Source organism: Micromonospora sp. NRRL B-16802, from assembly GCF_001279555.1.
Lineage (GTDB): Bacteria > Actinomycetota > Actinomycetes > Mycobacteriales > Micromonosporaceae > Micromonospora > Micromonospora profundi.
The window spans coordinates 28,703-50,359 of sequence record NZ_LGEB01000053.1; the positions used below are offsets into that span (position 1 = coordinate 28,703).

The 21,657-nt window shown below is 70.8% G+C and carries 19 protein-coding genes and 1 riboswitch; of the genes, 3 read left to right on the forward strand and 16 right to left on the reverse strand.

Going from position 1 to position 21,657, the window contains the following annotated elements:
• Nucleotides 1-3: 3 nt before the first annotated feature.
• The 7 genes from thiC to thiE all read right to left on the reverse strand — a co-directional run bounded on the left by thiC (nt 4) and on the right by thiE (nt 5,934).
• Nucleotides 4-1,596, reverse strand: a complete 1,593-nt coding sequence (thiC, locus tag ADK66_RS10400) for a phosphomethylpyrimidine synthase ThiC (RefSeq protein WP_053654942.1) — start codon at nt 1,594-1,596, stop codon at nt 4-6.
• Nucleotides 1,597-1,613: 17 nt separating this feature from the next.
• On the reverse strand, nt 1,614-2,399 hold the full coding sequence (thiD, locus tag ADK66_RS10405) for a bifunctional hydroxymethylpyrimidine kinase/phosphomethylpyrimidine kinase (protein ID WP_053653898.1): 786 nt from the start codon (nt 2,397-2,399) through the stop codon (nt 1,614-1,616).
• Nucleotides 2,396-3,034, reverse strand: coding sequence for a thiamine phosphate synthase (locus tag ADK66_RS10410; protein WP_369814782.1), 639 nt, complete (start codon nt 3,032-3,034; stop codon nt 2,396-2,398). The genes thiD and ADK66_RS10410 overlap by 4 nt, the downstream gene beginning before the upstream one ends.
• Before the next feature lie 95 nt (nt 3,035-3,129).
• Nucleotides 3,130-3,909, reverse strand: a complete 780-nt coding sequence (locus tag ADK66_RS10415; protein ID WP_053653900.1) for a thiazole synthase — start codon at nt 3,907-3,909, stop codon at nt 3,130-3,132.
• Complete coding sequence (thiS, locus tag ADK66_RS10420) at nt 3,906-4,106, reverse strand: sulfur carrier protein ThiS (protein WP_053653902.1); 201 nt, start codon at nt 4,104-4,106, stop codon at nt 3,906-3,908. Before thiS ends, ADK66_RS10415 begins: the two co-directional genes overlap by 4 nt.
• Nucleotides 4,097-5,314 (reverse strand): glycine oxidase ThiO, encoded by a 1,218-nt coding sequence (gene thiO / locus ADK66_RS10425; protein ID WP_053653904.1) that lies wholly within the window; start codon nt 5,312-5,314, stop codon nt 4,097-4,099. The genes thiS and thiO overlap by 10 nt, the downstream gene beginning before the upstream one ends.
• Nucleotides 5,308-5,934, reverse strand: a complete 627-nt coding sequence (gene thiE, locus ADK66_RS10430; RefSeq protein ID WP_053653906.1) for a thiamine phosphate synthase — start codon at nt 5,932-5,934, stop codon at nt 5,308-5,310. The genes thiO and thiE overlap by 7 nt, the downstream gene beginning before the upstream one ends.
• Nucleotides 5,929-6,037, reverse strand: a riboswitch (TPP riboswitch). (Overlaps the previous gene by 6 nt.)
• A 293-nt stretch (nt 6,038-6,330) precedes the next feature.
• On the opposite strand from thiE, the gene ADK66_RS10435 reads away from it, so the two are divergent.
• Both ADK66_RS10435 and ADK66_RS10440 read left to right on the forward strand, forming a co-directional pair.
• Nucleotides 6,331-12,174, forward strand: coding sequence for a ThuA domain-containing protein (locus ADK66_RS10435; protein ID WP_053653908.1), 5,844 nt, complete (start codon nt 6,331-6,333; stop codon nt 12,172-12,174).
• Between the two features lie 70 nt (nt 12,175-12,244).
• Nucleotides 12,245-12,790 carry a hypothetical protein gene (locus tag ADK66_RS10440; RefSeq protein ID WP_053653910.1) on the forward strand — a complete coding sequence of 182 codons (546 nt, stop codon included), beginning with the start codon at nt 12,245-12,247 and terminating at the stop codon, nt 12,788-12,790.
• A gap of 80 nt (nt 12,791-12,870) precedes the next feature.
• Here ADK66_RS10440 and ADK66_RS10445 read toward each other — a convergent pair whose 3' ends face one another.
• The 3 genes from ADK66_RS10445 to ADK66_RS10455 form a co-directional block, all read right to left on the reverse strand.
• Nucleotides 12,871-13,833 (reverse strand): aldo/keto reductase, encoded by a 963-nt coding sequence (locus ADK66_RS10445; protein WP_197281482.1) that lies wholly within the window; start codon nt 13,831-13,833, stop codon nt 12,871-12,873.
• A 67-nt stretch (nt 13,834-13,900) separates the two neighbouring features.
• Nucleotides 13,901-15,580, reverse strand: coding sequence for an ABC-F family ATP-binding cassette domain-containing protein (locus tag ADK66_RS10450; RefSeq protein ID WP_053653912.1), 1,680 nt, complete (start codon nt 15,578-15,580; stop codon nt 13,901-13,903).
• Between the two features lie 40 nt (nt 15,581-15,620).
• Complete coding sequence (locus ADK66_RS10455; RefSeq protein WP_053653914.1) at nt 15,621-16,226, reverse strand: class I SAM-dependent methyltransferase; 606 nt, start codon at nt 16,224-16,226, stop codon at nt 15,621-15,623.
• Between the two features lie 101 nt (nt 16,227-16,327).
• On the opposite strand from ADK66_RS10455, the gene ADK66_RS10460 reads away from it, so the two are divergent.
• Nucleotides 16,328-17,386 carry a hypothetical protein gene (locus ADK66_RS10460; RefSeq protein ID WP_053653916.1) on the forward strand — a complete coding sequence of 353 codons (1,059 nt, stop codon included), beginning with the start codon at nt 16,328-16,330 and terminating at the stop codon, nt 17,384-17,386.
• Between the two features lie 56 nt (nt 17,387-17,442).
• On the opposite strand, the gene truA is transcribed toward ADK66_RS10460, so the two are convergent.
• The 6 genes from truA to rpsM form a co-directional block, all read right to left on the reverse strand.
• Nucleotides 17,443-18,291, reverse strand: coding sequence for a tRNA pseudouridine(38-40) synthase TruA (gene truA / locus ADK66_RS10465; RefSeq protein ID WP_053653918.1), 849 nt, complete (start codon nt 18,289-18,291; stop codon nt 17,443-17,445).
• A gap of 68 nt (nt 18,292-18,359) precedes the next feature.
• Nucleotides 18,360-18,917 (reverse strand): 50S ribosomal protein L17, encoded by a 558-nt coding sequence (rplQ, locus tag ADK66_RS10470; RefSeq protein ID WP_053653920.1) that lies wholly within the window; start codon nt 18,915-18,917, stop codon nt 18,360-18,362.
• Nucleotides 18,918-18,951: 34 nt separating this feature from the next.
• Nucleotides 18,952-19,974, reverse strand: a complete 1,023-nt coding sequence (locus ADK66_RS10475; RefSeq protein WP_053653923.1) for a DNA-directed RNA polymerase subunit alpha — start codon at nt 19,972-19,974, stop codon at nt 18,952-18,954.
• Between the two features lie 98 nt (nt 19,975-20,072).
• The gene (rpsD, locus tag ADK66_RS10480) at nt 20,073-20,699 is read right to left on the reverse strand and encodes a 30S ribosomal protein S4 (protein ID WP_007465229.1); all 627 of its coding nucleotides are present in this window, start codon (nt 20,697-20,699) and stop codon (nt 20,073-20,075) included.
• Nucleotides 20,700-20,712: 13 nt separating this feature from the next.
• Nucleotides 20,713-21,120: a 30S ribosomal protein S11 gene (gene rpsK, locus ADK66_RS10485; protein WP_030329919.1), complete on the reverse strand. Its 408-nt coding sequence runs from the start codon at nt 21,118-21,120 to the stop codon at nt 20,713-20,715.
• Between the two features lie 17 nt (nt 21,121-21,137).
• A complete protein-coding gene (gene rpsM, locus ADK66_RS10490; RefSeq protein ID WP_007465236.1) occupies nt 21,138-21,518 on the reverse strand; it encodes a 30S ribosomal protein S13 in 381 nt (126 codons plus the stop codon).
• Nucleotides 21,519-21,657 lie beyond the last annotated feature (139 nt).

Consider the following 21,657-nt stretch of genomic DNA (forward strand, 5'->3'; position numbering starts at 1 on the left):
CGATCAGGCCAATGGGAGGTACACCCGCCCACCGCCGGAGACGAACTCCTCCGACTTGTCCTTCATGCCGCGTGCCGCGTACTCCTTGAGTTCCTGGGTGATCTTCATGGAGCAGAACTTCGGGCCGCACATTGAGCAGAAGTGCGCCGTCTTCGCCGGCTCGGCGGGCAGCGTCGCGTCGTGGTACGAGCGCGCCGTCTCCGGGTCCAGTGAGAGGTTGAACTGGTCCTCCCAGCGGAACTCGAACCGCGCCTTCGACAGCGCGTCGTCCCACGCCTGCGCGCCCGGGTGGCCCTTGGCCAGGTCCGCCGCGTGGGCCGCGATCTTGTACGCGATCACGCCGGCCTTGACGTCGTCCCGGTCGGGCAGACCGAGGTGCTCCTTCGGGGTGACGTAGCAGAGCATCGCGGTGCCGAACATGCCGATCATGGCGGCGCCGATGGCCGAGGTGATGTGGTCGTACGCGGGCGCGATGTCAGTGGTCAGCGGGCCGAGCGTGTAGAACGGCGCCTCGTGGCACCACTCCTGCTGGAGATCCACGTTCTCCTTGATCTTGTGCATGGGTACGTGCCCCGGACCCTCGATCATCACCTGTACGTCGCGTTCCCAGGCGACGGTCGTCAGCTCGCCGAGGGTACGCAGCTCGGCGAACTGCGCCTCGTCGTTGGCGTCGGCGATCGAGCCCGGGCGCAACCCGTCACCGAGGGAGAACGTCACGTCGTAGCGCGCCAGGATCTGGCACAGCTCGGCGAAGTTCGTGTAGAGGAAGTTCTCCTCGTGGTGGGCCAGGCACCACGCCGCCATGATCGAGCCGCCCCGGGAGACGATCCCGGTGACCCGGTCCACGGCCAACGGCACGTACGGCAGCAGCACGCCCGCGTGCACTGTCATGTAGTCCACGCCCTGCTCGGCCTGCTCGATGACGGTCTCACGGAAGACCTCCCAGCTCAGCTTCACCGGGTCGCCGCCGACCTTCTCCAGCGCCTGGTAGATCGGAACAGTGCCGATCGGCACCGGCGAGTTCCGCACGATCGCCTCGCGGGTCTCGTGGATCCGCTTGCCGGTGGACAGGTCCATCACTGTGTCCGCGCCCCAGCGGGTGGCCCAGGTGAGCTTCTCCACCTCCTCGGCCACCGACGAGCTGACCGCCGAGGTGCCGATGTTGGCGTTCACCTTCACCAGGAACGCCTTGCCGATGATCGCCGGCTCGCACTCCGGGTGGTTGACGTTCAGCGGCAGCACCGCCCGGCCTGCGGCGATCTCGGCGCGGACCAGTTCCGCGTCGACGTTCTCCCGGATCGCCACGAACTCCATCTCCGGCGTCACCACCCCGGCCCGCGCGTACGCGAGCTGGGTGGGCCGGCGACCGTCCGCCCCGGCGAGCGGCGTGCCCGCGCCCCGCACCGGCGCCACGTCACCGCGCTCGGCGATCCACGGCCCGCGCAGCGGCGGAAGCCCCACCTCCGGGTCGGAACCGGGGCCGGACGTGTCGTAGAGGCGCACCGGCGGGTGATCACCGGTAAGCGTCACCTCGGCGAACGGCACCCGGACATCGGGGCGTGCCCCTTCGACGTACACCTTGCCTCGTGCCTGCATGACAGCCTCCCGTGTGATCAAGCGGACCAGCCGAAGTGATCAAGCGGCCCGCGGCCAGCACCCAGCTCCCAACCCCGCCCGCCGGTCAGCGCGCGGAGCACGTACTCCTTTGCGGTCCCGACCGCCGCCGGCACCGGATCGCCGAATGCGAGCCGCACGGCGATCGCCGCCGAGAACGAGCACCCGGTGCCGTGGGTGTGCCGGGTGTCCACCCGCGGCCCGCGCAGCACTGTGGTGACGCCACCGCCGCACAGCACGTCGACCGCCTCGTCGCCGTCCAGGTCGCCGCCGGTGACGACGACGTGTTCCGGGCCGCCGGCCGCGAGGGCCTCGGCCGCCACGACCATCGCGGCCACGTCGTCCACAGGGCGTCCGGTGATCGCCGCGGCCTCCGCGCAGTTAGGCGTCGCCACCCTGGCGTACGGCAGCAGCCGCTCCACCGCCTCCACCACGCCGAGCCGGTGGCCACTCGTGGCGACGAGCACCGGATCGACGACGAGCTGTGGCAACCGGCCGTCGCGGGCAGCCTGCGCCACCGCGTCGGCGACGGCGGGTGTGCCGAGCATTCCCGTCTTGACAGCGCTCACCGTGAAGTCGGCGAGCACGCTGTCCATCTGCTCGGTGATCGTGCGCGGTGGCAGCGGCAGTACGGCGTCGACACCCTGGGTGTTCTGCGCGGTGACCGCCGTGAGGACGCTTGTGCCGTACGCGCCGAGCGCCGCGAAGACCTTGAGGTCGGCCTGGATGCCGGCGCCGCCGCCCGAGTCGGAGCCGGCGATGGTGAGGACTGTGCGCGGGGTCATCTCGCCTCTTCGGTCGCTGTTGAGAGCCGCGTGGGGACCGGGCCTGGCGTGACCGCCTCGTTGAAGGCCCTGGTCAGGGTCGCGGCTGTTCCGGTGGGGTCATCTGCTCGCATGAGCGCGCCCAGCACCGCCACTCCGGCGGCTCCCGCCCGAACGCACGCGGCCACCTGGTCCGGGGTCTCCACTCCCCCCAGCGCCAACACGGGCACGGGACTGGCCTGGATCAGATCCCGCAGCCCTGCGATACCGAGCGGCGGGCCGTAGCCCGGCTTCGTCCTGGTCGGATGGACGGGCGAGACGGTGGCGTAGTGCTCGGTGGTCAGCCGGGCCAGTTCGGCACAGTCGTGGCAGGAGCGGCCGACGAGGGTGTGGGTCGGTGGCGGGTACGGGCCGGCGGCGGGCAGGTGGACGGCGTCACCGTCGAGCGGGTCGGGACCGGCCACGATGAGGGTTCCGCCGACGTCGGCGAGGATCGCGCGCAGGTCGCCGGCGAGGGCGACGCGCTCGACGCGAGGCAGGTCCTTCTCCCGCAGGACGACCCACCGCACTCCCCCGGCCACCGCCCGAGCGACAACAAGGTCGAGTGGTCCCGACGCGACAAGCCGATCGGTGAGCAGCACGACACCCGACGGCAGGCTCCCCGCCGAGATCTTGGAAGGATTCGGCCCCTTGAGGGGCAGTTCGCTTCCAAGATCTACACGTGGGTGATCAGCGGCGAGCGGGTGGGGGGTCACAGGTCGGGTCTTCCCTCGTCCGAGGTGGAGGGCAGGGCGTGCAGGCGGCGGGCTATCCGGCCCGCTCCGGCGGCAAGGCGGCCCGCCTCGACCGCGTACCGCATCGCCGTCGCCATCGCCACCGGGTCGGCGGCCCGGGTGACAGCGCTGGCCAGCAGGACACCGTCGCAGCCCAGCTCCATGGCCAGGGCCGCGTCGGACGCGGTGCCGATGCCGGCGTCGAGGATGACGGGCACGTCCACGCTCTGCCGGATCAGCCGGATGTGGTGCGGGTTTCCGATGCCGAGCCCGGACCCGATCGGCGAGCCGGCGGGCATCACTGCGGCGCAGCCCACGTCGGCGAGCCGGCGGGCGAGCACCGGGTCGTCGCTCGTGTACGGCAGCACTGTGAAGCCGTCGGCGACGAGTTCCTCGGCGGCGCGGAGCAACTCCACCCCGTCGGGCAACAGGGTCCGCTCGTCGCCGATCACCTCAAGCTTGATCCAGTCGGTGTCGAAAGCGTCCCGGGCCAGCCGGGCCACCTTCACCGCCTCGGTAGCGGTGTAGCAGCCGGCGGTGTTCGGCAGCAGGCGTACGTCGCACCGCTCCAACAGGTCCAGCAGCCCACCGGCGGTGCCCGGTGCGGTGTCCACGCGGCGCAACGCCACTGTGACCAGCTCGGTGCCGGAGGCCCGGATCGCCTGCTCCAGCACGTGCAGGTTCGCGGCGCCGCCGGTGCCGAGGATCAACCGCGAGGTGAACGTGACCCCGCCCAGTTCGAACGGCACGCCGCTCACCCGCCCTGCGCGGCGGTGAGCACCTCGACGCGGTCGCCGTCGCGCAGCTCCGTCGCCGGCCAGCCGGTCCGGGGCACCACCTCGCCGTTGACAGCCACCGCCACCCCGCGGTGCTGCCCGGCGATGTCGCCGACGAGGTCGGCCACCGACGTACCGCCGGCCACGCTGCGGCCGGCCCCGTTCACCGTCAACTCCACCGGTCCTCCTCCATCGTCGGTTCGAATCCGCCCACCGCGCCCACACCGACCGCTCCGGCGGGAACGCGCACCCCGCCGGCAACGCGTCCTCGGCGGTCCGGGGTGTCGAACCGGTCCGCTCCGAAGGGCGCGAGCAGCGGGTCGGGCACACCGGTGACCACCAGGTCGGCGATCAGGTCGGCGGTGATCGGGGTGAGCACGATGCCGTGCCGGTGGTGACCGGTGGCGGCGAGCACGTCGGGCCGTCCGGGCAGCGGCCCGAGGATCGGCGCGTTGTCAGGGGTGCCGGGGCGCAGGCCGGCGACGGCCTCGACGAGGTCGTACTCGGCCAGCTCGGGCAGCAGGTCGACCCCGGCGCGCAGCAGCCGCTGCACGGCACCGGCGGTGACGCCCGTGTCGGAGCGCTCCTCGACTGTCGCGCCGAGCACCACCTCACCGTCGGTGCGGGGCACCAGGTAGACGGGCTCCCCGTCGGCGTACCCCCGGATCACGTGCCGGAAGCCCGGCGCGACGCCGCCGGGCGCGCGTAGCCGGAGGATCTGGCCCTTCACCGGCCGCACGGGCAGGCCGGTGAGTGCGGCGGAGCCGCAGCCGGCGGCGACCACGACGAGGTCGGCGTCCACGTCGGACAGACTGTCGACGGCGCGCGGCACGAGGGCCACGCCGGCCCGCTGCGCGGCCGTCCGCAGCGCCGGCACCAGCATCCGTGGGTCGACCTGGTGGTCGGTGGGCGCGAGCGCGCCGCCGCGCACCCGTGGCGCGAGCGCCGGCTCGTGGTGACGCAGCTCGGTGGGGCGCAGCGCTGTCACCGGCAACCCCAACCCCTGTTGGTACGCCCACAGCCGGCGTGCCTCGGCCAGGTCGTCGCCGGTCAACCCGACAAGCAGTGTGCCGTCGGTCCGATAGCCGAGGTCGGCGCCTGTCGCCTCGGTCAGCTCGGCGGCGAACGCGGGCCAGCGGGCGGCGGAGGCCACCAGCAGGTCGGTGAGCTGCCGCTCGCCGAAGTACGCCTCGGAGACCGGGGCGAGCATCCCGGCGGCCACCGCGGATGCGCCCGACCCGGGTGCCGGGTCGTGCAGCGCCACCCGCAGGCCGCGCACGGCGCACCGCCAGGCGATCGCCAACCCGATCGGCCCGGCGCCGATCACCGCCACGTCCGGCCGGGCCCGCTCGACGGATTCCGTTGACGGGGACCGGCCGGTCAGCACGTCAGCGCCCGCAGCAGCTCGGCGGTGGCCTGAGCGGGATCGGCGGCTGCGGAGACCGCGCCGACGACAGCCACCCCGTACGCCCCGGCGTCCCGCAGTGCCGGCACCCGGGCGGCGGTCACCCCGCCGATCGCGATGACGGGTACGTCGACGGCGTCGACGACGGCGCGTACCCCTGCGGGGCCGATCGGGTCCGGCAGCCCGGTCTTGGTGGTGGTGGCGTGGCACGGGCCGACGCCCAGGTAGTCGGCGCCCGCCGCGATGGCCGCGGTCGCTGTTTCCGGTGCCCGGGCGGTGGCGCCCAGCACGCCTGTGGGGCCGAGCACCCGGCGTCCGGCGGCGACCGGCAGGTCGTCGGCACCGACGTGACCACCGGCGGCTCCCACCGCGAGCGCCACGTGCAGGCGGTCGTTCACCAGGCACGTCGCCTGGTACGGCGCGCAGAGCGCGAGGACCCGGCGGGCCAGGTCGTACGCCTCACGGTCGGTGGCGGAGTCCTCCACGCGCACCTGGACGACCAGGTCGGCGCGGGCCGCGGTGAGGGCGGCGTGGACCACTGTGAGGGGGTCCTGCCCGGGGCGGGTGTCGGTGATCAGATGCAGTCGACCGAGGGACGGCACGGCAACTCTCCTCCCTGCGCCGGCATTACCCGGATCAGGTTCGACGGTCGGGGGCTTCAGCCCCCCTCTCAGCCCGGTACACCGGGCTCCCGTGGGTTACTTGCACATCACCGTACGACAGTTCTGTGGACGTGCCAAGGGCGGGATGCCCCGGCTCAGATGGCGGGATCCGTCGGGCGCTTCATCCCGGTCCTGCCAGGAATGTCGCCCGCCGTTGCAGAACCGTTACCCGCCGGCATCTTGCCCGACATAGATCCAACGGAATTAATTTGTTCAGCGATTCGACAAAAATGCCGGCGCGGGCACCCTGGCACGGTGCCCCACCCGGCTCCATCTGGGACGGTCTTCGGCGAGCCGCCCCCCGCAATTCCTGTCCACCGCGACATAGGAGGCGGCGTGTCACGATCTCGTCGTGCCCGCGTACCACTAACCGCAACCCTGCTCTCCCTGGCCCTCGTCTCGACGACTCTGTTCTCCCTGCCCGCACAGGCAGCCAAGGCCCCCGCGCAGGTCCCCCCGAACGACGCGCAGGCAGTCACACCCGTCAGCCAGGTGGTGCCGAAGGCACCGAAGGCCGCCGCCGCCGATCCCTTCTCGGTCCTGGTCTTCTCCAAGACCGCCGGATTCCGGCACGACTCCATCCCCACCGGCGTCGCCGCCATCCAGCAGCTCGGCGCGACGAACGGGTTCACGGTGGACACCACTGAGGACGGCGCGGCGTTCAACGACGCCAACCTCGCCAAGTACAAGGCGGTGATCTGGCTCTCCACCACCGGCGACGTCCTCAACGCCGAACAGCAGGCGGCGTTCGAGCGGTACGTGCAGGCCGGCGGCGGATACGTCGGCATCCACGCCGCCTCGGACACCGAGTACAGCTGGGCCTGGTACGGCGACCTGGTCGGCGCGTACTTCGCCAACCACCCGGCGAACCAGCAGGCCACCGTCAAGGTGGAGGACCACGCCCACCCGTCCACCGCGGAGCTGCCGGACCGCTGGTCCCGCTTCGACGAGTGGTACAACTTCCAGACCAACCCCCGGCCGGACGTGCACGTGCTGGCCAGCCTGGACGAGAAGAGCTACAACCCGGGCGCCGGCGCGATGGGCGCCGACCACCCGACGGCCTGGTGTCAGGACTTCGACGGCGGCCGTTCCTGGTACACCGGGGGCGGGCACACGCGTGAGTCGTTCGCCGAGCCGGAGTTCCTCAGCCACCTGCTCGGTGGCATCCAGACGGCTGCCGGCGTCGTCGACGCCGACTGCGGCGCCTCGAAGACCTCCAACTTCGAGAAGATCACGCTCGACAGCAACACCAGCAACCCGATGGAGCTGGACATCGCCCCGGACGGGCGGGTCTTCTACATCGAGCGCGACGGTCGGGTCCAGATCATCAAGCCGGACACCGGCAACACCGTCACCGCCATCGACCTCGACGTCTTCACCGGCAACGAGGACGGCCTGATCGGCATCCGGCTCGACCCGGACTTCGCCACAAACAACTGGGTGTATCTCTACTACGCCCCGAACGACAACGTCACCCGCAACCTGCTGTCCCGGTTCACTGTGACCGGCGACACCATCAACCCGGCCAGCGAGAAGCAGGTGCTGCGGGTCGACACGCAGCGCAACACCTGCTGCCACGCGGGCGGCAGCATGACCTTCGACGGTGACGGCAACCTGTACCTGGCCACCGGTGACAACACCAACCCGTTCGAGTCGAGCGCGTACACGCCTATCGACGAGCGGCCGGGCCGTCAGGACTACGACGCGCAGCGCACCTCCGGCAACACCAACGACCTGCGCGGCAAGGTGATCCGGATCCACCCGGAGGACGACGGGACGTACACCATCCCGGCCGGCAACCTCTTCGCACCGGGCACCGAGAAGACCCGCCCGGAGATCTACGCGATGGGCTTCCGCAACCCGTTCCGGATCGGCACCGACCCCAAGACCAACACGCTGTACGTGGCGGACTACGGGCCGGACGCCAACGCGGACAACCCGAACCGTGGCCCCCGTGGTCTGGTCGAGTGGAACGTCGTCACCCCCGGCAACTACGGCTGGCCGTACTGCACGGGTACGAACGAGGCGTACAACGACTACACGTTCCCGTCCGGCCCGAGCGGAGCGAAGTTCGACTGCGCGGCGCCGGTGAACAACTCGCCGAACAACACAGGCCTGACCAACCTCCCGCCTGTCGTTCCGGCCACCGTCGACTACGGCTACGCCGGTGACTCGCGGTACCCGGAGATCGGCGGCGGCGGCGCCCCGATGGGCGGCCCGGTCTACCGGTACGACGCGGACCTCAACTCGACGCGGAAGTGGCCGGCGTACTACGACGGCAAGGCGCTGCTCGGCGAGTGGAACCAGAACAAGATGTACACGATGCAGATGAGCGCCGACGGCAAGTCGTTGGTGGACATCAACCAGTTGCTCACCGGCATGAGCATGATCCGGCCGATGGACTTCGAGTTCGGTCCGGACGGCGCGCTGTACCTGATCGAGTGGGGCAGCGGTTTCGGTGGCAACAACGACAACTCCGGCGTCTACCGGATCGACTACACCGCCGGGGACCGCGCACCCATCGCGGCGGCGTCGGCCACCCCGACCTCGGGTCCGGCACCGCTGACCGTCACCTTCTCCAGCGCCGGGTCCCGCGACCCGGACGGCGGCACGCTCACCTACGCCTGGGCCTTCGGCGACGGGCAGACCTCCACCGAGGCGAACCCGACGCACACGTACGCGACGGCTGGCGACTACACCGCCCAGCTCACAGTGACCAACCCGAAGGGCCGTACCGCGGTGGCCAACGTGCCGGTCACCGTGGGCAACACCGCTCCGACGGTGACCATCGAGTTCCCGCCGGACGGCGGCTTCTTCGACTGGGGTGACCAGGTCCGCTACACGATCAAGGTCACGGACCCGGAGGACGGGCAGATCGACTGCGACGAGGTGCAGTTGCAGGTGCTGCTCGGTCACGACGAGCACGCCCACCCGTTGGAGCAGCACACCGGCTGCACCGGCACCGTCCAGACGTCGCTCGCCTCCGGGCACGGCGCCGAGGCGAACGTCTTCGCGGTCTTCGAGGCCACCTACACCGACAAGGGCGGCAACGGCGGCTCCGGCGCGCTCACCGGCCGGGCGATCGAGATCCTCCAGCCGAAGCGCAAGCAGGCCGAGTACTTCACCGCGACCGGCCGCGCGCCGGTGAGCACGGGCGGCGGAGACGCCGGCGTGCAGCGGGAGACCGGCTCCGACACCGCCGGTGGCGGTCAGAACATCGGGTTCATCGAGGACGGCGACTGGTGGTCGGTGGCCCCGGCGGACCTGACGAACATCAGCGAAATCCGGTTCCGGGCCGCGTCGGCCGCCGCTGGCGGTCGGATCGAGGTCCGTGCGGGCGCTGTCGACGGACCGGTGGTCGCCACTGCCACAGTGCCGGCGACCGGCGCGTGGCAGACGTACACGGACGTGAGCGCGCCGGTCACCGGTGCCGCGAGCGGCTCGCTGTTCTTCCTTGCCCGCGACCCGAACGGCGGGACGGGCTCGCTGTTCAACGTCAACTGGATGGACTTCGTCGGGCGCGGCGTCACCGAGAACGCGCCGCCGGTGGTCACCGCCACCGCCACCCCGGCGACCGGCACCGCGCCGGTCACCGTCGCCTTCGACGGCACGGCGACCGATGCCGAGGGCGACACCCCGCTGACGTACGCCTGGGACTTCGGTGACGGCGGATCGGCGTCCACCCTGGACGCCAGCCACACCTACACCAGCCCTGGCACGTTCACGGCCACCCTCACGGTGACCGACAGCAAGGGTGCCAAGTCCTACGCCACGGTGCCGGTGCGGGTGGACGCTCCGGACACGTCCTGCTTCGGGGCGCGTTCGGACGACTTCAACGGCACCAGCCTCGACAAGGACCGCTGGACCGTGGTCCGGGAGAACCAGCTCTACTCGGTCAGCGGCGGCGCGCTGCGGCTGCCGACCGGCGTGGGCGACCTCTACGGCGCCCGCAACGACGCCACGAACCTGGTGCTCCAGGCGGCGCCGACCGGTGCCTGGGAGATGACCACCAAGGTCACCTTGCCGGTGACTGCCAACTACCAGCAGGCCGGCCTGCTGGTCTACGGCGACGACGACAACTACGCCAAGGTGGACCTGCTCTACAACGGCAGCCGTCGGGTGGAGTTCATCCGGGAGACGGCCGGCACGCCTCGCAACGAGTCTGCCGACAGCGCCGCAGCGCCGGCGGGTGACACCGTGTACCTGCGGATCACCAGTGACGGGACGAACCTGACCGCCGCCGCCTCGGCTGACGGGCAGACGTTCACCCCGGTCGGCCGGTCGGCCGACCTGGCCGGGATCACCAACCCGCGGATCGGGGTCTTCGCGCTCAACGGTGGCACCGAGGCACCTGTGGTCGACGCGGCCTTCGATTCGTTCCAGGTCACGCCGGACGCCCCGGCTGGGCCGGTCGACCCGTCGGACGAGTTCACCGGCAGCACGCTGGACAAGTGCCGCTGGGACGCGATCCTGCGGGAAGACCCGGCGGGTTACCGGGTGACCGGTGGCGCGCTGCGGATCGACGTGCCGAACGGTGACATCTACGGCACCGACAACACCGGGCCGAAGAACTTCATCCTCCAGACCGCGCCCTCGGGCGACTGGACCCTGGAGACGAAGGTCGACGGCAGCCTGCTGAACGAGCAGTACCAGCAGGCCGGTCTGATCGTGCAGGCGGACGACGACAACTACCTGAAGTTCGACTTCATCGCGGACAACCAGGCCGGCCAGGCGGTGACGCGGCGGATCGAGTTCCGCAGCGAGATCGGTGGGACGGTCCAGAACCCGCAGCCGGAGGCGGGCAACCTGACCGATGCCGTGTGGCACCTGCGGCTGGCCCGCAGCGGCGACACGTTCACGGCGTCGTACTCGGCCGACGGGACGACCTGGACGGCGTTGGAGTCGTTGACGAACAGCGCGGTCGGGGCCACCCCGAAGGTCGGTCTGTTCACCCTCGGCGCCAACCAGACGGCGTCGAAGACGGCCTCGTTCGACTACTTCCGGCTCAGCACCAGGGCGGTCGACGAGACCGCCCCGGTGACGACGGCGGCGGTGTCGGGCACTCCCACCGAGGGGTGGTACACCGGCCCGGTGACGGTCACGCTGACCGCCGCCGACGAGGCCGGTGGCAGCGGCCTGGCCGGTACGTCGTACCAGCTGGACGGTGCCACCGCGTGGACGCCCTACACCGAGCCGGTGACGGTAAGCGGTGACGGCGAGCACGAGCTGCGGTTCCGCTCGACGGACCAGGCGGGCAACGTGGAGTCGGCCAAGACCGTTGCGGTCAAGATCGACGCCACGGCACCGGTGACCTCGGCGACGTTCGCTCCGGCGAACGACGAAGGCTGGCACAACGGGACCATCCCGGTCGTGCTGACCTCGACCGACGCCGGTTCCGGGGTCAAGTCGGTGGAGTGGTCGCTCGACGGTGGCGCGTGGACGCCGTACTCGGAGCCGATCGAGGTGACCGGTGACGGGCAGCACGAGCTGCTGTTCCGCTCGACCGACAAGGCTGGCAACGCCGAGACGCTGAAGTCGGCGGTGCTGCGCATCGACGGCACCAAGCCGACGCTGCTGGTGTCCGGCATCGCCGACGGTCAGCTCTACGGGGACAGCCAGGACGTACGGGTGTCCTGGCAGGCCGTCGACCCGACCTCGGGCATCGCGTCCGTGGTCGGCACGCTGGACGGCAAGGCGTACGCCAGCGGCACCTTGCAGGCCATGTACGAGCTGCCGCTCGGCCTGCACGAGCTGACCGTCACCGCGACCGACAAGGCGGGCAACAAGACCACCTCAGCGGTCCGGTTCTTCGTCACCACCTCGTTCCGGGACATGCAGAACCTGCTGGACCGGTTCAAGGCGACGGGGCGGCTCTCGGCCAAGGCCCACAAGGATCTGACGAAGAAGCTCGACGCCGTCCGCAAGGCTGAGGCGGCCGGCAACGACAACAAGGCGCTCAAGGAGCTTGACGCCTTCCGGAAGCTCGCCGCGGACACCAAGTTGGTGACCGAGGCGGAGATCCGGGACGTGCTGGTCCGCGACGCCGATGCCATGACGGTGCGGCTGGGCGGAACGCCGGCCAGCAACGCCGGGGTCAAGGCGAACAAGGGCAAGCCCGTAAAGGGTGCCGGGCGACTGGGTGACGACGTCACGCGGCTCGCTCCGGGTCGCCAGCTCTGATCCATCCGAGGCCCCTTCCCGACACCTCGGTGTCGGGGAGGGGCCTCCTCAGCTCAGTGAGGAGACGTCCGTGACTCGTATCCGTGCGGTGTTCACCGCCGTGGTCGTCGGGTTGGTCCTGGCGCTGCTCTCCACCGCCCCTGCGGCGGCGCACACCGGCAAGCTGAAGCTTGAGGTCGCCGGTGACGGCGCCGAAGGGGTGACCATCCAGGCCACCTACAGCGACGGGCACCGGCTGGACAAGCCGGTGCGGTTGGTCCTCACCGGCACTGGTCCGGACGGGCAGCGGATCGGCCCGGTGCAACTGGAGCCGGCACCCGAGGGGCAGGGCTTCTACAGCAGCGGCCCTCTGCTCTCCCCCGGTAAGTGGCGGGTGACGGTGACCGCTCCGGCACCGAATCCCGGCAAGGCGACCGCCGACATCCAGGCGAAGGTGGCACAGACCGCGCCGGCTCCCGCGCCGGTGGCCGTGACGGCGGACACGAACCGTGCCGCCGGCAGTGGGGCGGGTGGCGGTTGGTGGCCGATCGCGGCTGCCGGCCTGGTGCTCACCGCCGCCGCGATGGGTGTGGCGATGCTGTTCGGTCGCCGCCGCACCGGCACCCAGAACGACTGATCGGCCAAGTCGGGGTGTTCCGGCCCCGGACCACCCCGACTTCAGGGAACGCGAGTCATGCCGCGTTCGGACGTTCGGGATCAGCCGATGGCGCGCAGCGCCGCCAGGTCCTCGTCGCTGGGCTCCCACGTGCCGGCCGCGGCGTTGGCGTGCACCTGCTCGGGCGTGGTGGCACCGGCGATCACAGAGGTCACCGCCGGCTGGGCGGCCAGCCCGCCGATCGCCACCTGGAGCATCGTCAGACCCCGCTCGGCGGCGTACGCCTCAAGCGCCTCGATGGTGTCCCAGTTGGCCGCGGCGAGGCGCTCGGCGTACCGGCCACCGCCGGAGAGCCGACTGCCCGCAGGAGGCTGCTCACTGCGCTTGTACTTGCCGGTGAGCAGGCCGTTGGCGAGCGGGAAGAACGGCAGCATGCCGAGGCCGAACCGCTCGCAGGCGGGGATCACCTCGGCCTCGACCGAGCGCTCCAGCAGGTTGTAGTGGTTCTGCGCGCTGATGAAGCGGGACCGACCGTTGGACGAGGCCACCCAGTCGGCGTCGGCGATCTGCCACCCGGAGAAGTTGGAGTTGCCCAGGTAGCGCACCTTGCCGTCGCGGACCAGGTCGTCGAGAGCGGCGAGGGTCTCGTCGATCGGGGTGCCCGGGTCGGGCTCGTGCATCTGGTAGAGGTCGATGTGGTCGGTGCCGAGCCGGCGCAGCGACGCCTCCACTGCGCGGGCGATGTAGCGCCGCGCGCCCCGGGCACCGAAGTCCGGCCCGTTGAGGCCGTTCATGTCCATGCCGAACTTGGTGGCCACCACGACGTCGTCGCGACGACCCTTGAGGGCCTGCCCGAGCAGTTCCTCGGAGCTGCCCTGCGGCTCGCCGTAGATGTCGGCGGTGTCGAAAAGGGTGATCCCGGCGTCCAGGGCGGCGTCCACCACCGCGCGGGTGCCGTCGAGGTCGAGCTTGCGGCCGAAGTTGTTGCAGCCGATGCCGACGACGGACACCACGAGCCCGGAGTCGCCCAGCCGGCGATAGGTCATCTCAGTCACGAGATCCACCCTATGCCCAGCGAAGGAAGGGCCCCTTACTAACGCCTGGCGTTAGTAAGGGGCCCTTCCTTCGCTCTCAGCCCACGTCCCAGACCGGCTCCGGGGTCTCCACCACCTCGCTGTCGCCCCGGAACAGCACGAACCGGTCGAACGAGCGGGTGAACCAGCGGTCGTGGGTGACGGCCACCACCGTCCCCTCAAAGGCGTTCAGGCCCGCCTCCAGTGCCTCCGCGCTGGCCAGGTCGAGGTTGTCGGTGGGTTCGTCGAGCAGCAGCAGGGTCGCCCCGGACAGCTCCAGCAGCAGCACCAGGAATCGGGCCTGCTGCCCGCCGGAGAGAGTGCCGAAGCGCTGATCGCCCTGCGCGGCCAGTTCGTAGCGGCTGAGCACCCCCATCGCCGCGTGCCGGTCCATCCCGGTGCGGTGCTCGTCGCCCCGCCACAGGATCTCGACAAGCGTCCTGTCCGTCAGCTCCGGCCGGTCGTGTGTCTGGGAGAAGTGCCCGGGGCGGACCCGGGCACCCAGCCGGGCAGTGCCCTCGTGCGCCACCGGGGCGAGCGCGCCCGCACCGTCGACCGGCCCGTTGGCCGGGTCGGGATCGGTGCCGCCCCGGGCCAGCAGCCGCAGGAAGTGCGACTTGCCGGTGCCGTTGGCACCGAGCACCGCCACCCGATCGCCGTACCAGATCTCCAGGTCGAAGGGGAACGTCAGGCCGTCGAGCTCCAGTTGGTCGCAGATGACCGCGCGCTTGCCGGTCCGTCCGCCGGTCAGCCGCATCCGGATGTCCTGGTCCTTCGGGGGTACGGGCGGCGGCCCGGCCTCCTCGAACTTGCGCAACCGGGTCTGCGCGGCCTGGTAGCGCGAGGCCAACCCGTCGTTGTACGCCGCCTTCTGCTTGTACATCAGCATCAGCTCGCGCAGCTTCTGGTGTTCCTCGTCCCAGCGTCGACGCAGCTCGTCGAGGCGTGCGTGCCGGTTCGTCCGGGCCTCGTGCCAGCTGGCGAAGCCGCCCGGGTGCACCCAGGCGCTGCCACCCTCCACGGCGACCACCCGGTCGGCGGTCTGTGCCAGCAGTTCCCGGTCGTGCGAGACGTAGAGCACCGATTTGACCGACTCGCGCAGCCGCGCCTCCAGCCAGCGTTTGCCGGGTACGTCGAGGAAGTTGTCCGGTTCGTCGAGCAGCAGCACCTCGTCCGGGCCGCGCAGCAGCAACTCCAACGCGAAGCGCTTCTGCTGCCCGCCGGAGAGGGTGCGCACCGGCCGGTCCCGGACTGCGTCCCAGGGCTTGTCGAGCACGATGGTGGCGACGGTGTCGAAGAGCACCTCGGCGTCGTAGCCGCCGGCTTCGCCCCAGGCGCCCAGCGCGTCGGCGTACGCCAACTGTGCCTTGCCTGCGGCGCTGCTGAACTTGCCGCGGACCTCGGCCGCCCGCATGGCCTCCTCGGTCTCGGCGAGCCGGCGGCCGGCGTCGCGCAGCAGTGGCGGGGCGAGCGACAGCGCCAGGTCGGCGAGTGTCGTCTCGTCGCCGATCATGCCGATGAACTGGCGCATCACGCCCAGCCCGCCGGCGCGCGCGACGGCGCCGGTACGCACCGGCAGGTCACCGGCGACCATCCTCAGCAGCGTCGTCTTTCCCGCGCCGTTCGGCCCGACAAGGGCGACCTTGCTGCCCTCACCGACCCGGAACGACACGTCGGCGAAGAGTTCCCGACCGTCGGGCAGGATGTGCCCGACCGCTGCCACGTCCACGTATCCCACGCCGGGATACTGCCCCAGCGCGGGCCGGGGGGACATCCAATTACCGGGCGACCCGCAGCACCCGGAACCCCTTCTGGCTGGCGTACCGCTCGACCTGCCAGCCCTCGTCGGTGAGCCAGCGGTGCAGCGAGTCGCCGCCGAGGTGGCGGGCGACGACAAGCCAGCCGACGCCGTCCGGAGCGAGCCGGGGAAGCCAGCGCCGCAACAACTCGTGCAGGTCGTCCTTGCCGATCCGGATGGGTGGGTTGGACCAGAGCTGGGCGAATCGAACCTCCGCCGGCACGTCGTCCGGCGCGCGGACCAGGACCCGGTCGGCGGCGTTAACCCGGGCCGCGTTGGCTTCGGTGAGTTCGCGGGCGCGGGCGTTGACGTCGACCGCCCAGACGGTGCTCGCCGGTGCCAGGTCGGCGAGCACGCAGGCGATCGGGCCGAACCCGCAGCCGAGGTCGAGCAGGTCACCTGTGGTGTCGGCGGCGGGAAGGTCTGCCTTGCGCAGGAGTACGGCGGTGCCGGGGTCGAGGCGGCTGGCGGAGAAGACCCCGCCGGCCGAGCCGAGCCGGTAGTCGCGGTCGGCGACGGTGAACTCGACCTCGCGCGCCGGGGCTTCGCTTGCGGGTTGAGCGCTGAAGTAGTGGTCACCGGTCACGTCGGCAATTCTCGCACCGGCTCGGCATGCTCACGACACGGCCCACATGCACATTCCCCATTATTGCCCCTAAAGGGACAATGGCTCCTACTCTGGGCAACATGGTGTATCGGTACGAGTCCGATGAGGACGCATTCGAGGAGTACCCGGAGCCCGGGTCCGACCTGCCCGCGCTCGGTGCCGGGCCACCGCCGGCGGCCGGGCCTTCCCCGTCGCGCTTTCCGGCCCCGTCGCTGCCCCGGCCGAACCAGTTGATGCTGCCCTCGACGCAACCACCACCGGCCGCCCGCGCCGCCACCCCGGCCAGCCCGCCGCTCGGTCAGGTCTACACCTCCGCCCAGCCGGTGGATCCGTCCACCCGACGCAGCGGCGGACGACTCTGGCAGGCGGTCGTCGGCGGTGCCGCCGTCCTGGTCCTGCTCGCCCTCTGCGGCCTGGGCGCCGCCGCTCTGCTGGCGGACCGCAACCAGGAGCCCCAGACCACCCCGACGCTCCAGCCGAACGCCGCCGCGCCCACCCCCGCCCAGCGACAGGACCTCGACTCCCGGGACACCGACCAGGCCCCGCTCACCGCCAAGGAACTCTTTCCCGGCAAGGAGCTGAAGCTCGCCGACGGCCAGACCGCCTACCAGGTGCTCAAGACGCAGTCCAGCGGCAGTTGCGCCGTCGCCGCCACCGGCGAGGTGGCCGACCTGCTGGTCCGCCTCGGCTGCAACCAGGTCGTACGGGCCACCTTGCGATCCCCGAGCGGCGACCACCTGGTCACCACGGGCCTGTTCAACCTCACCGACAAGGTCAGCGCGGAACGGACCCGCGACCGGCTCCGGCAACTGCTCGACGAACGGCAGGGCCGCTTCCGGGGTCTGACCACCGGCGACGACGACGGCACCGACGCGCTGACAAGCGCACCGGCGCGGGTCGGTTGGCAGGTCCGCGGGCACTACCTGGCGTACGCCCTGGTGGTCCGCGCCGACGGGGCCGCCGTGAAGTCCGGCGACGCCAAGATCCGGGAGGTGCTGTTCGACATGATCGAGGTGCACCTCAGCCGGGGCGTGCTGCAACGCCGGGCCGACACCGCGATGGCCGTACAGCCGACGCCGGCGCCCACCGAGGGCAGCGGCAGCCAGAGCGGCGACGACGACGAGTTGCCGGGCGACTGACGCGAGCCCGTTTGACGGGTGTGCCGCCGACCGGTGGCACACCCGTCGTCGTTTGGTCAGCCTTCGACCGGCGCCGAGGCTTCGGCGGCGACACGCAGGCGGCGGGTGAGGTCGGCGCGGCGGGCGTACTCGGTCGGGTCGGCCGGGTAACCGACCGCCACCAGTGTCAACCCGTGCGCGGGCGCCACAGTCACCTCGCTGGAGCGTTCCTGGCGGGTCAGCAGACTGCCCGGCCACTCGACCGGGCGGCGGCCGTCCCCGGCCACCAGCATCGCCCCCACCAGGCTGCGCACCATCGCCTGGCAGAACGCGTCCGCCTGCACGGTGGCGACCAGGATGCCGTCCGGCTCCCGGCGCCAGTCCAGCCGGGTCACCTCGCGCAGCGTCGTCGCGTTCTCCTTGCGCCGGCAGTACGCGGCGAAGTCGTGCTCTCCCACCAGGCCGGCCGCCGCCGCGTTGAGCGCGGCCAGATCCAGCGGCCTCGGCCAGGCCAACACCTCGTGCCGGCGCAGCGGCTCGGCACCGAAGGCCGCGTCGGTGACCCGGTACTCGTAGCGCCGGAAGGTGGCCGAGAAGCGGGCGTCGAAGTCGGCGGGCACCTCGGTCATCGCCGTCACCCGCACGTCGGTGGGAAGCAGCCGTGCCAACCGACGCAGCAGCCGTCCCTCGTGCTGCCGCCACACGTCGACGGGAAGGTCGAGGTGGCAGACCTGACCTGTGGCGTGCACCCCCGCGTCGGTCCGCCCGGCCACCGTCAATCCGGTTGCCGTGCCGGCGCCGAGGACCAGGTCCAGGGTCTCGACGAGCACCCCGGCGACGGTGCGCCGGGTCGGCTGGGCAGCCCAGCCGGAGAAGTCCGCACCGTCGTACGAGACGTCCAGCCGCAGCCGGATCCGCTCGTCCACCTCGTACCTCCTGTCATGGGTCGGGCCCGGCACCCCGATGGGGGTGCCGGGCCCGACGTTGCCCTTGATCAGGCCTTGTTCTCGGTGGCCTCGTCGCTGTCCTCGCGGGCGGCGTCGGTGTCACCGGACGCCGACACCGGCGCCTCGGAGTCCTGGTCGGCCGGAGCCGACTTCGGGGCCTCGTCGGCCGGAGCGAGCGCCTCGACCTTGTCCTGCTGCGCAGCCTTGCGGGCCGCGGTCTTCTTGTTCACCTTGGGCTCGGCGACCTGAAGCTCCTCGACCAGCTCGATGATCGCCATCGGCGCGTTGTCGCCCTTGCGGGGACCGGTCTTCACGATCCGGGTGTAACCGCCGGGGCGGTTGGAGTACCGGGGCGCGATCTGGTCGAACAGGGCGTAGACAACGTCCTTGTCCTTGACGACACCCAGCACCCGCCGCCGCGAGGCGAGGTCACCGCGCTTGGCCTTGGTGATGAGCTGCTCGGCCAGCGGGCGCAGCCGCCGGGCCTTCGTCTCGGTGGTCTGGATCTTGCCGTGCTGGAACAGCGCGGTGGCCAGGTTCGCCAGCATCAGCCGCTCGTGCGAGGGGCTGCCGCCGAGGCGGGGGCCCTTGGTGGGCGTGGGCATTTTTGGTGCTCCTCAGTTGTGGCGGCAGCGCGGACTAGAGCTGCTCGGTCTCGCGGTAGTCGTCGGTGTCGTAGTCGGCCTCGCCGAAGGTGTCCACGACGTTCGCCGGGTCGAAGTTCGGGGCCGAGTCCTTCAGCCCAAGACCCATCCCGGCGAGCTTCATCTTGACCTCGTCGATCGACTTCTGACCGAAGTTGCGGATGTCGAGGAGGTCGGCCTCGGTACGCCCGATGAGCTCACCAACGGAGTTGATGCCCTCGCGCTTGAGGCAGTTGTAGGAGCGGACGGTGAGGTCCAGCTCCTCGATCGGCAGGGCGAGGTCCGCCGCCAGCTGAGCGTCCTGCGGGGACGGCCCGATGTCGATGCCCTCGGCGGTCTCGTCAAGCTCCCGAGCCAGACCGAACAGCTCCACAAGCGTCGAACCGGCCGACGCCAGGGCCGTACGCGGACCCATCGACGGCTTGGTCTCGACGTCGATGATCAGCCGGTCGAAGTCGGTGCGCTGCTCGACACGGGTCGCCTCGACGCGGTACGTCACCTTCAGCACCGGCGAGTAGATCGAGTCGACAGGGATCCGGCCGATCTCGGCGCCGGACTGCTTGTTCTGCGCAGCCGTCACGTAGCCCCGGCCCCGCTCGACGGTCAGCTCCATGTCGAGCCGGCCCTTGCCGTTGAGGGTGGCGAGCTTCAGGTCCGGGTTGTGCACCGAGACGCCGGCCGGGGGCTGGATGTCGCCCGCGGTGACGTCGCCCGGACCCTGCTTGCGCAGGTACATGCTGACCGGCTCGTCGTGCTCGGAGCTGACGCACAGCTCCTTGATGTTCATGACGAGCTCGACCACGTCCTCCTTGACACCGGGGATCGTGGTGAACTCGTGCAGCACGCCGTCGATCTTGATCGAGGTGACCGCCGCACCCGGGATCGACGACAGCAGCGTGCGCCGCAGCGAGTTGCCCAGGGTGTAGCCGAAGCCCGGCTCCAGCGGCTCGATGGCGAACCGCGACCGGGTCTCGTTGATCGACTCCTCGGAGAGGGAGGGTCGCTGGCTGATGAGCATCTTTTCTCTTCTCTTCCGGGACGCCCGCTATTTGACGTCCACGACACAAACCGTTCCGGTGGCCCGCCCCGAAGGGCGGGCCACCGCACGAGCTCGGACTACTTGGAGTAGAGCTCGACGATCAGCTGCTCCTGGACCTGCGTGTCGATGACCTGCCGGGCCGGGAGGGAGTGCACGAGCACCTTCATCTGGCTCGGGATGGCCTCAAGCCACGCCGGAACCGTCTTCGAGCCGGCCTGAGCCTGCGCGACGACGAACGGGGTGAGCTCCTTGCTCTTGCCCCGAACCTCGATGATGTCGTGCTCCTTGACGCGGTACGACGGGATGTCGACCTTCTTGCCGTTCACCGTGAAGTGACCGTGCTTGACCAGCTGGCGGGCCATGTCCCGCGAGTGGGCGTAGCCGGCCCGGTAAACGACGTTGTCCAGCCGCGACTCGAGGATCTGCAGGAGGACCTCACCGGTCTTGGCCTGCTTGCCAACGGCTTCCTCGTAGTAACCGCGGAACTGCTTCTCCAGCACGCCGTAGACACGACGGGCCTTCTGCTTCTCACGGAGCTGGAGCAGGTACTCCGTCTCCTTGGTGCGGCCGCGGCCGTGCTGCCCGGGCGGGAACGGCCGGGACTCGAACGGGCACTTCGGACCATCGCACTTGCTGCCCTTGAGGAACAGCTTCATCTTCTCCCGCCGGCAACGGCGGCAGTCTGCACCGGTGTAACGAGCCATCTCTCTCTACCTCTCAGACCCGACGACGCTTAGGCGGACGGCACCCGTTGTGCGGCTGCGGGGTGACGTCGGCGATCTGGCCGACCTCGAGGCCCACGGCCTGCAGCGAACGGATGGCGGTCTCCCGGCCGGAGCCGGGGCCCTTGACAAACACGTCGACCTTGCGCATGCCGTGCTCCATGGCGCGACGCGCGGCGGCCTCGGCGGCCAGCTGCGCGGCGAACGGAGTCGACTTGCGGGAGCCCTTGAAGCCCACCTGGCCAGCGGAGGCCCAGGAGATGACCGCACCGGTCGGGTCCGTGATGGACACGATGGTGTTGTTGAACGTGCTCTTGATGTGCGCCTGCCCGTGGGCGACGTTCTTGCGTTCCTTGCGCCGGACCTTCTTTACAGCGGCTCCGGCACGAGCCTTCGGTGGCATAAGTCTGTGCGCTCCTATTACTTCTTGCCGGGCTTCTTCTTGCCGGCGACGGTCCGCTTCGGGCCCTTGCGGGTCCGTGCATTGGTCTTGGTCCGCTGGCCACGCACGGGCAGGCCCCGGCGGTGCCGGATGCCGGCGTAGCAGCCGATCTCGACCTTGCGGCGGATGTCAGCGGCGACCTCGCGGCGCAGGTCGCCTTCAACCTTGTAGTTGCCCTCGATGTGGTCGCGGAGCTGCACGAGCTCCTCGTCCGTGAGGTCCCGAGCGCGCTTGTCCGGCGAGATGCCGGTGGCGGCGAGTGTCTCCAGGGCGCGGGTGCGACCGACCCCGAAGATGTAGGTGAGCGCGATTTCCATCCGCTTCTCGCGGGGGAGATCCACGCCGACTAGACGTGCCATGTGCGGGCGTACTCCTCGTGATGTGTGGCGGAGGTGTGGACCCGTCCCACCCCGCTACCGGCCGTCCCGTCTTTCCGACGCTGTAAGCGCCGGCGACCGGGATCGGTCGCTGCCCGAGCGGGCCCCGGCCTCCGACCGG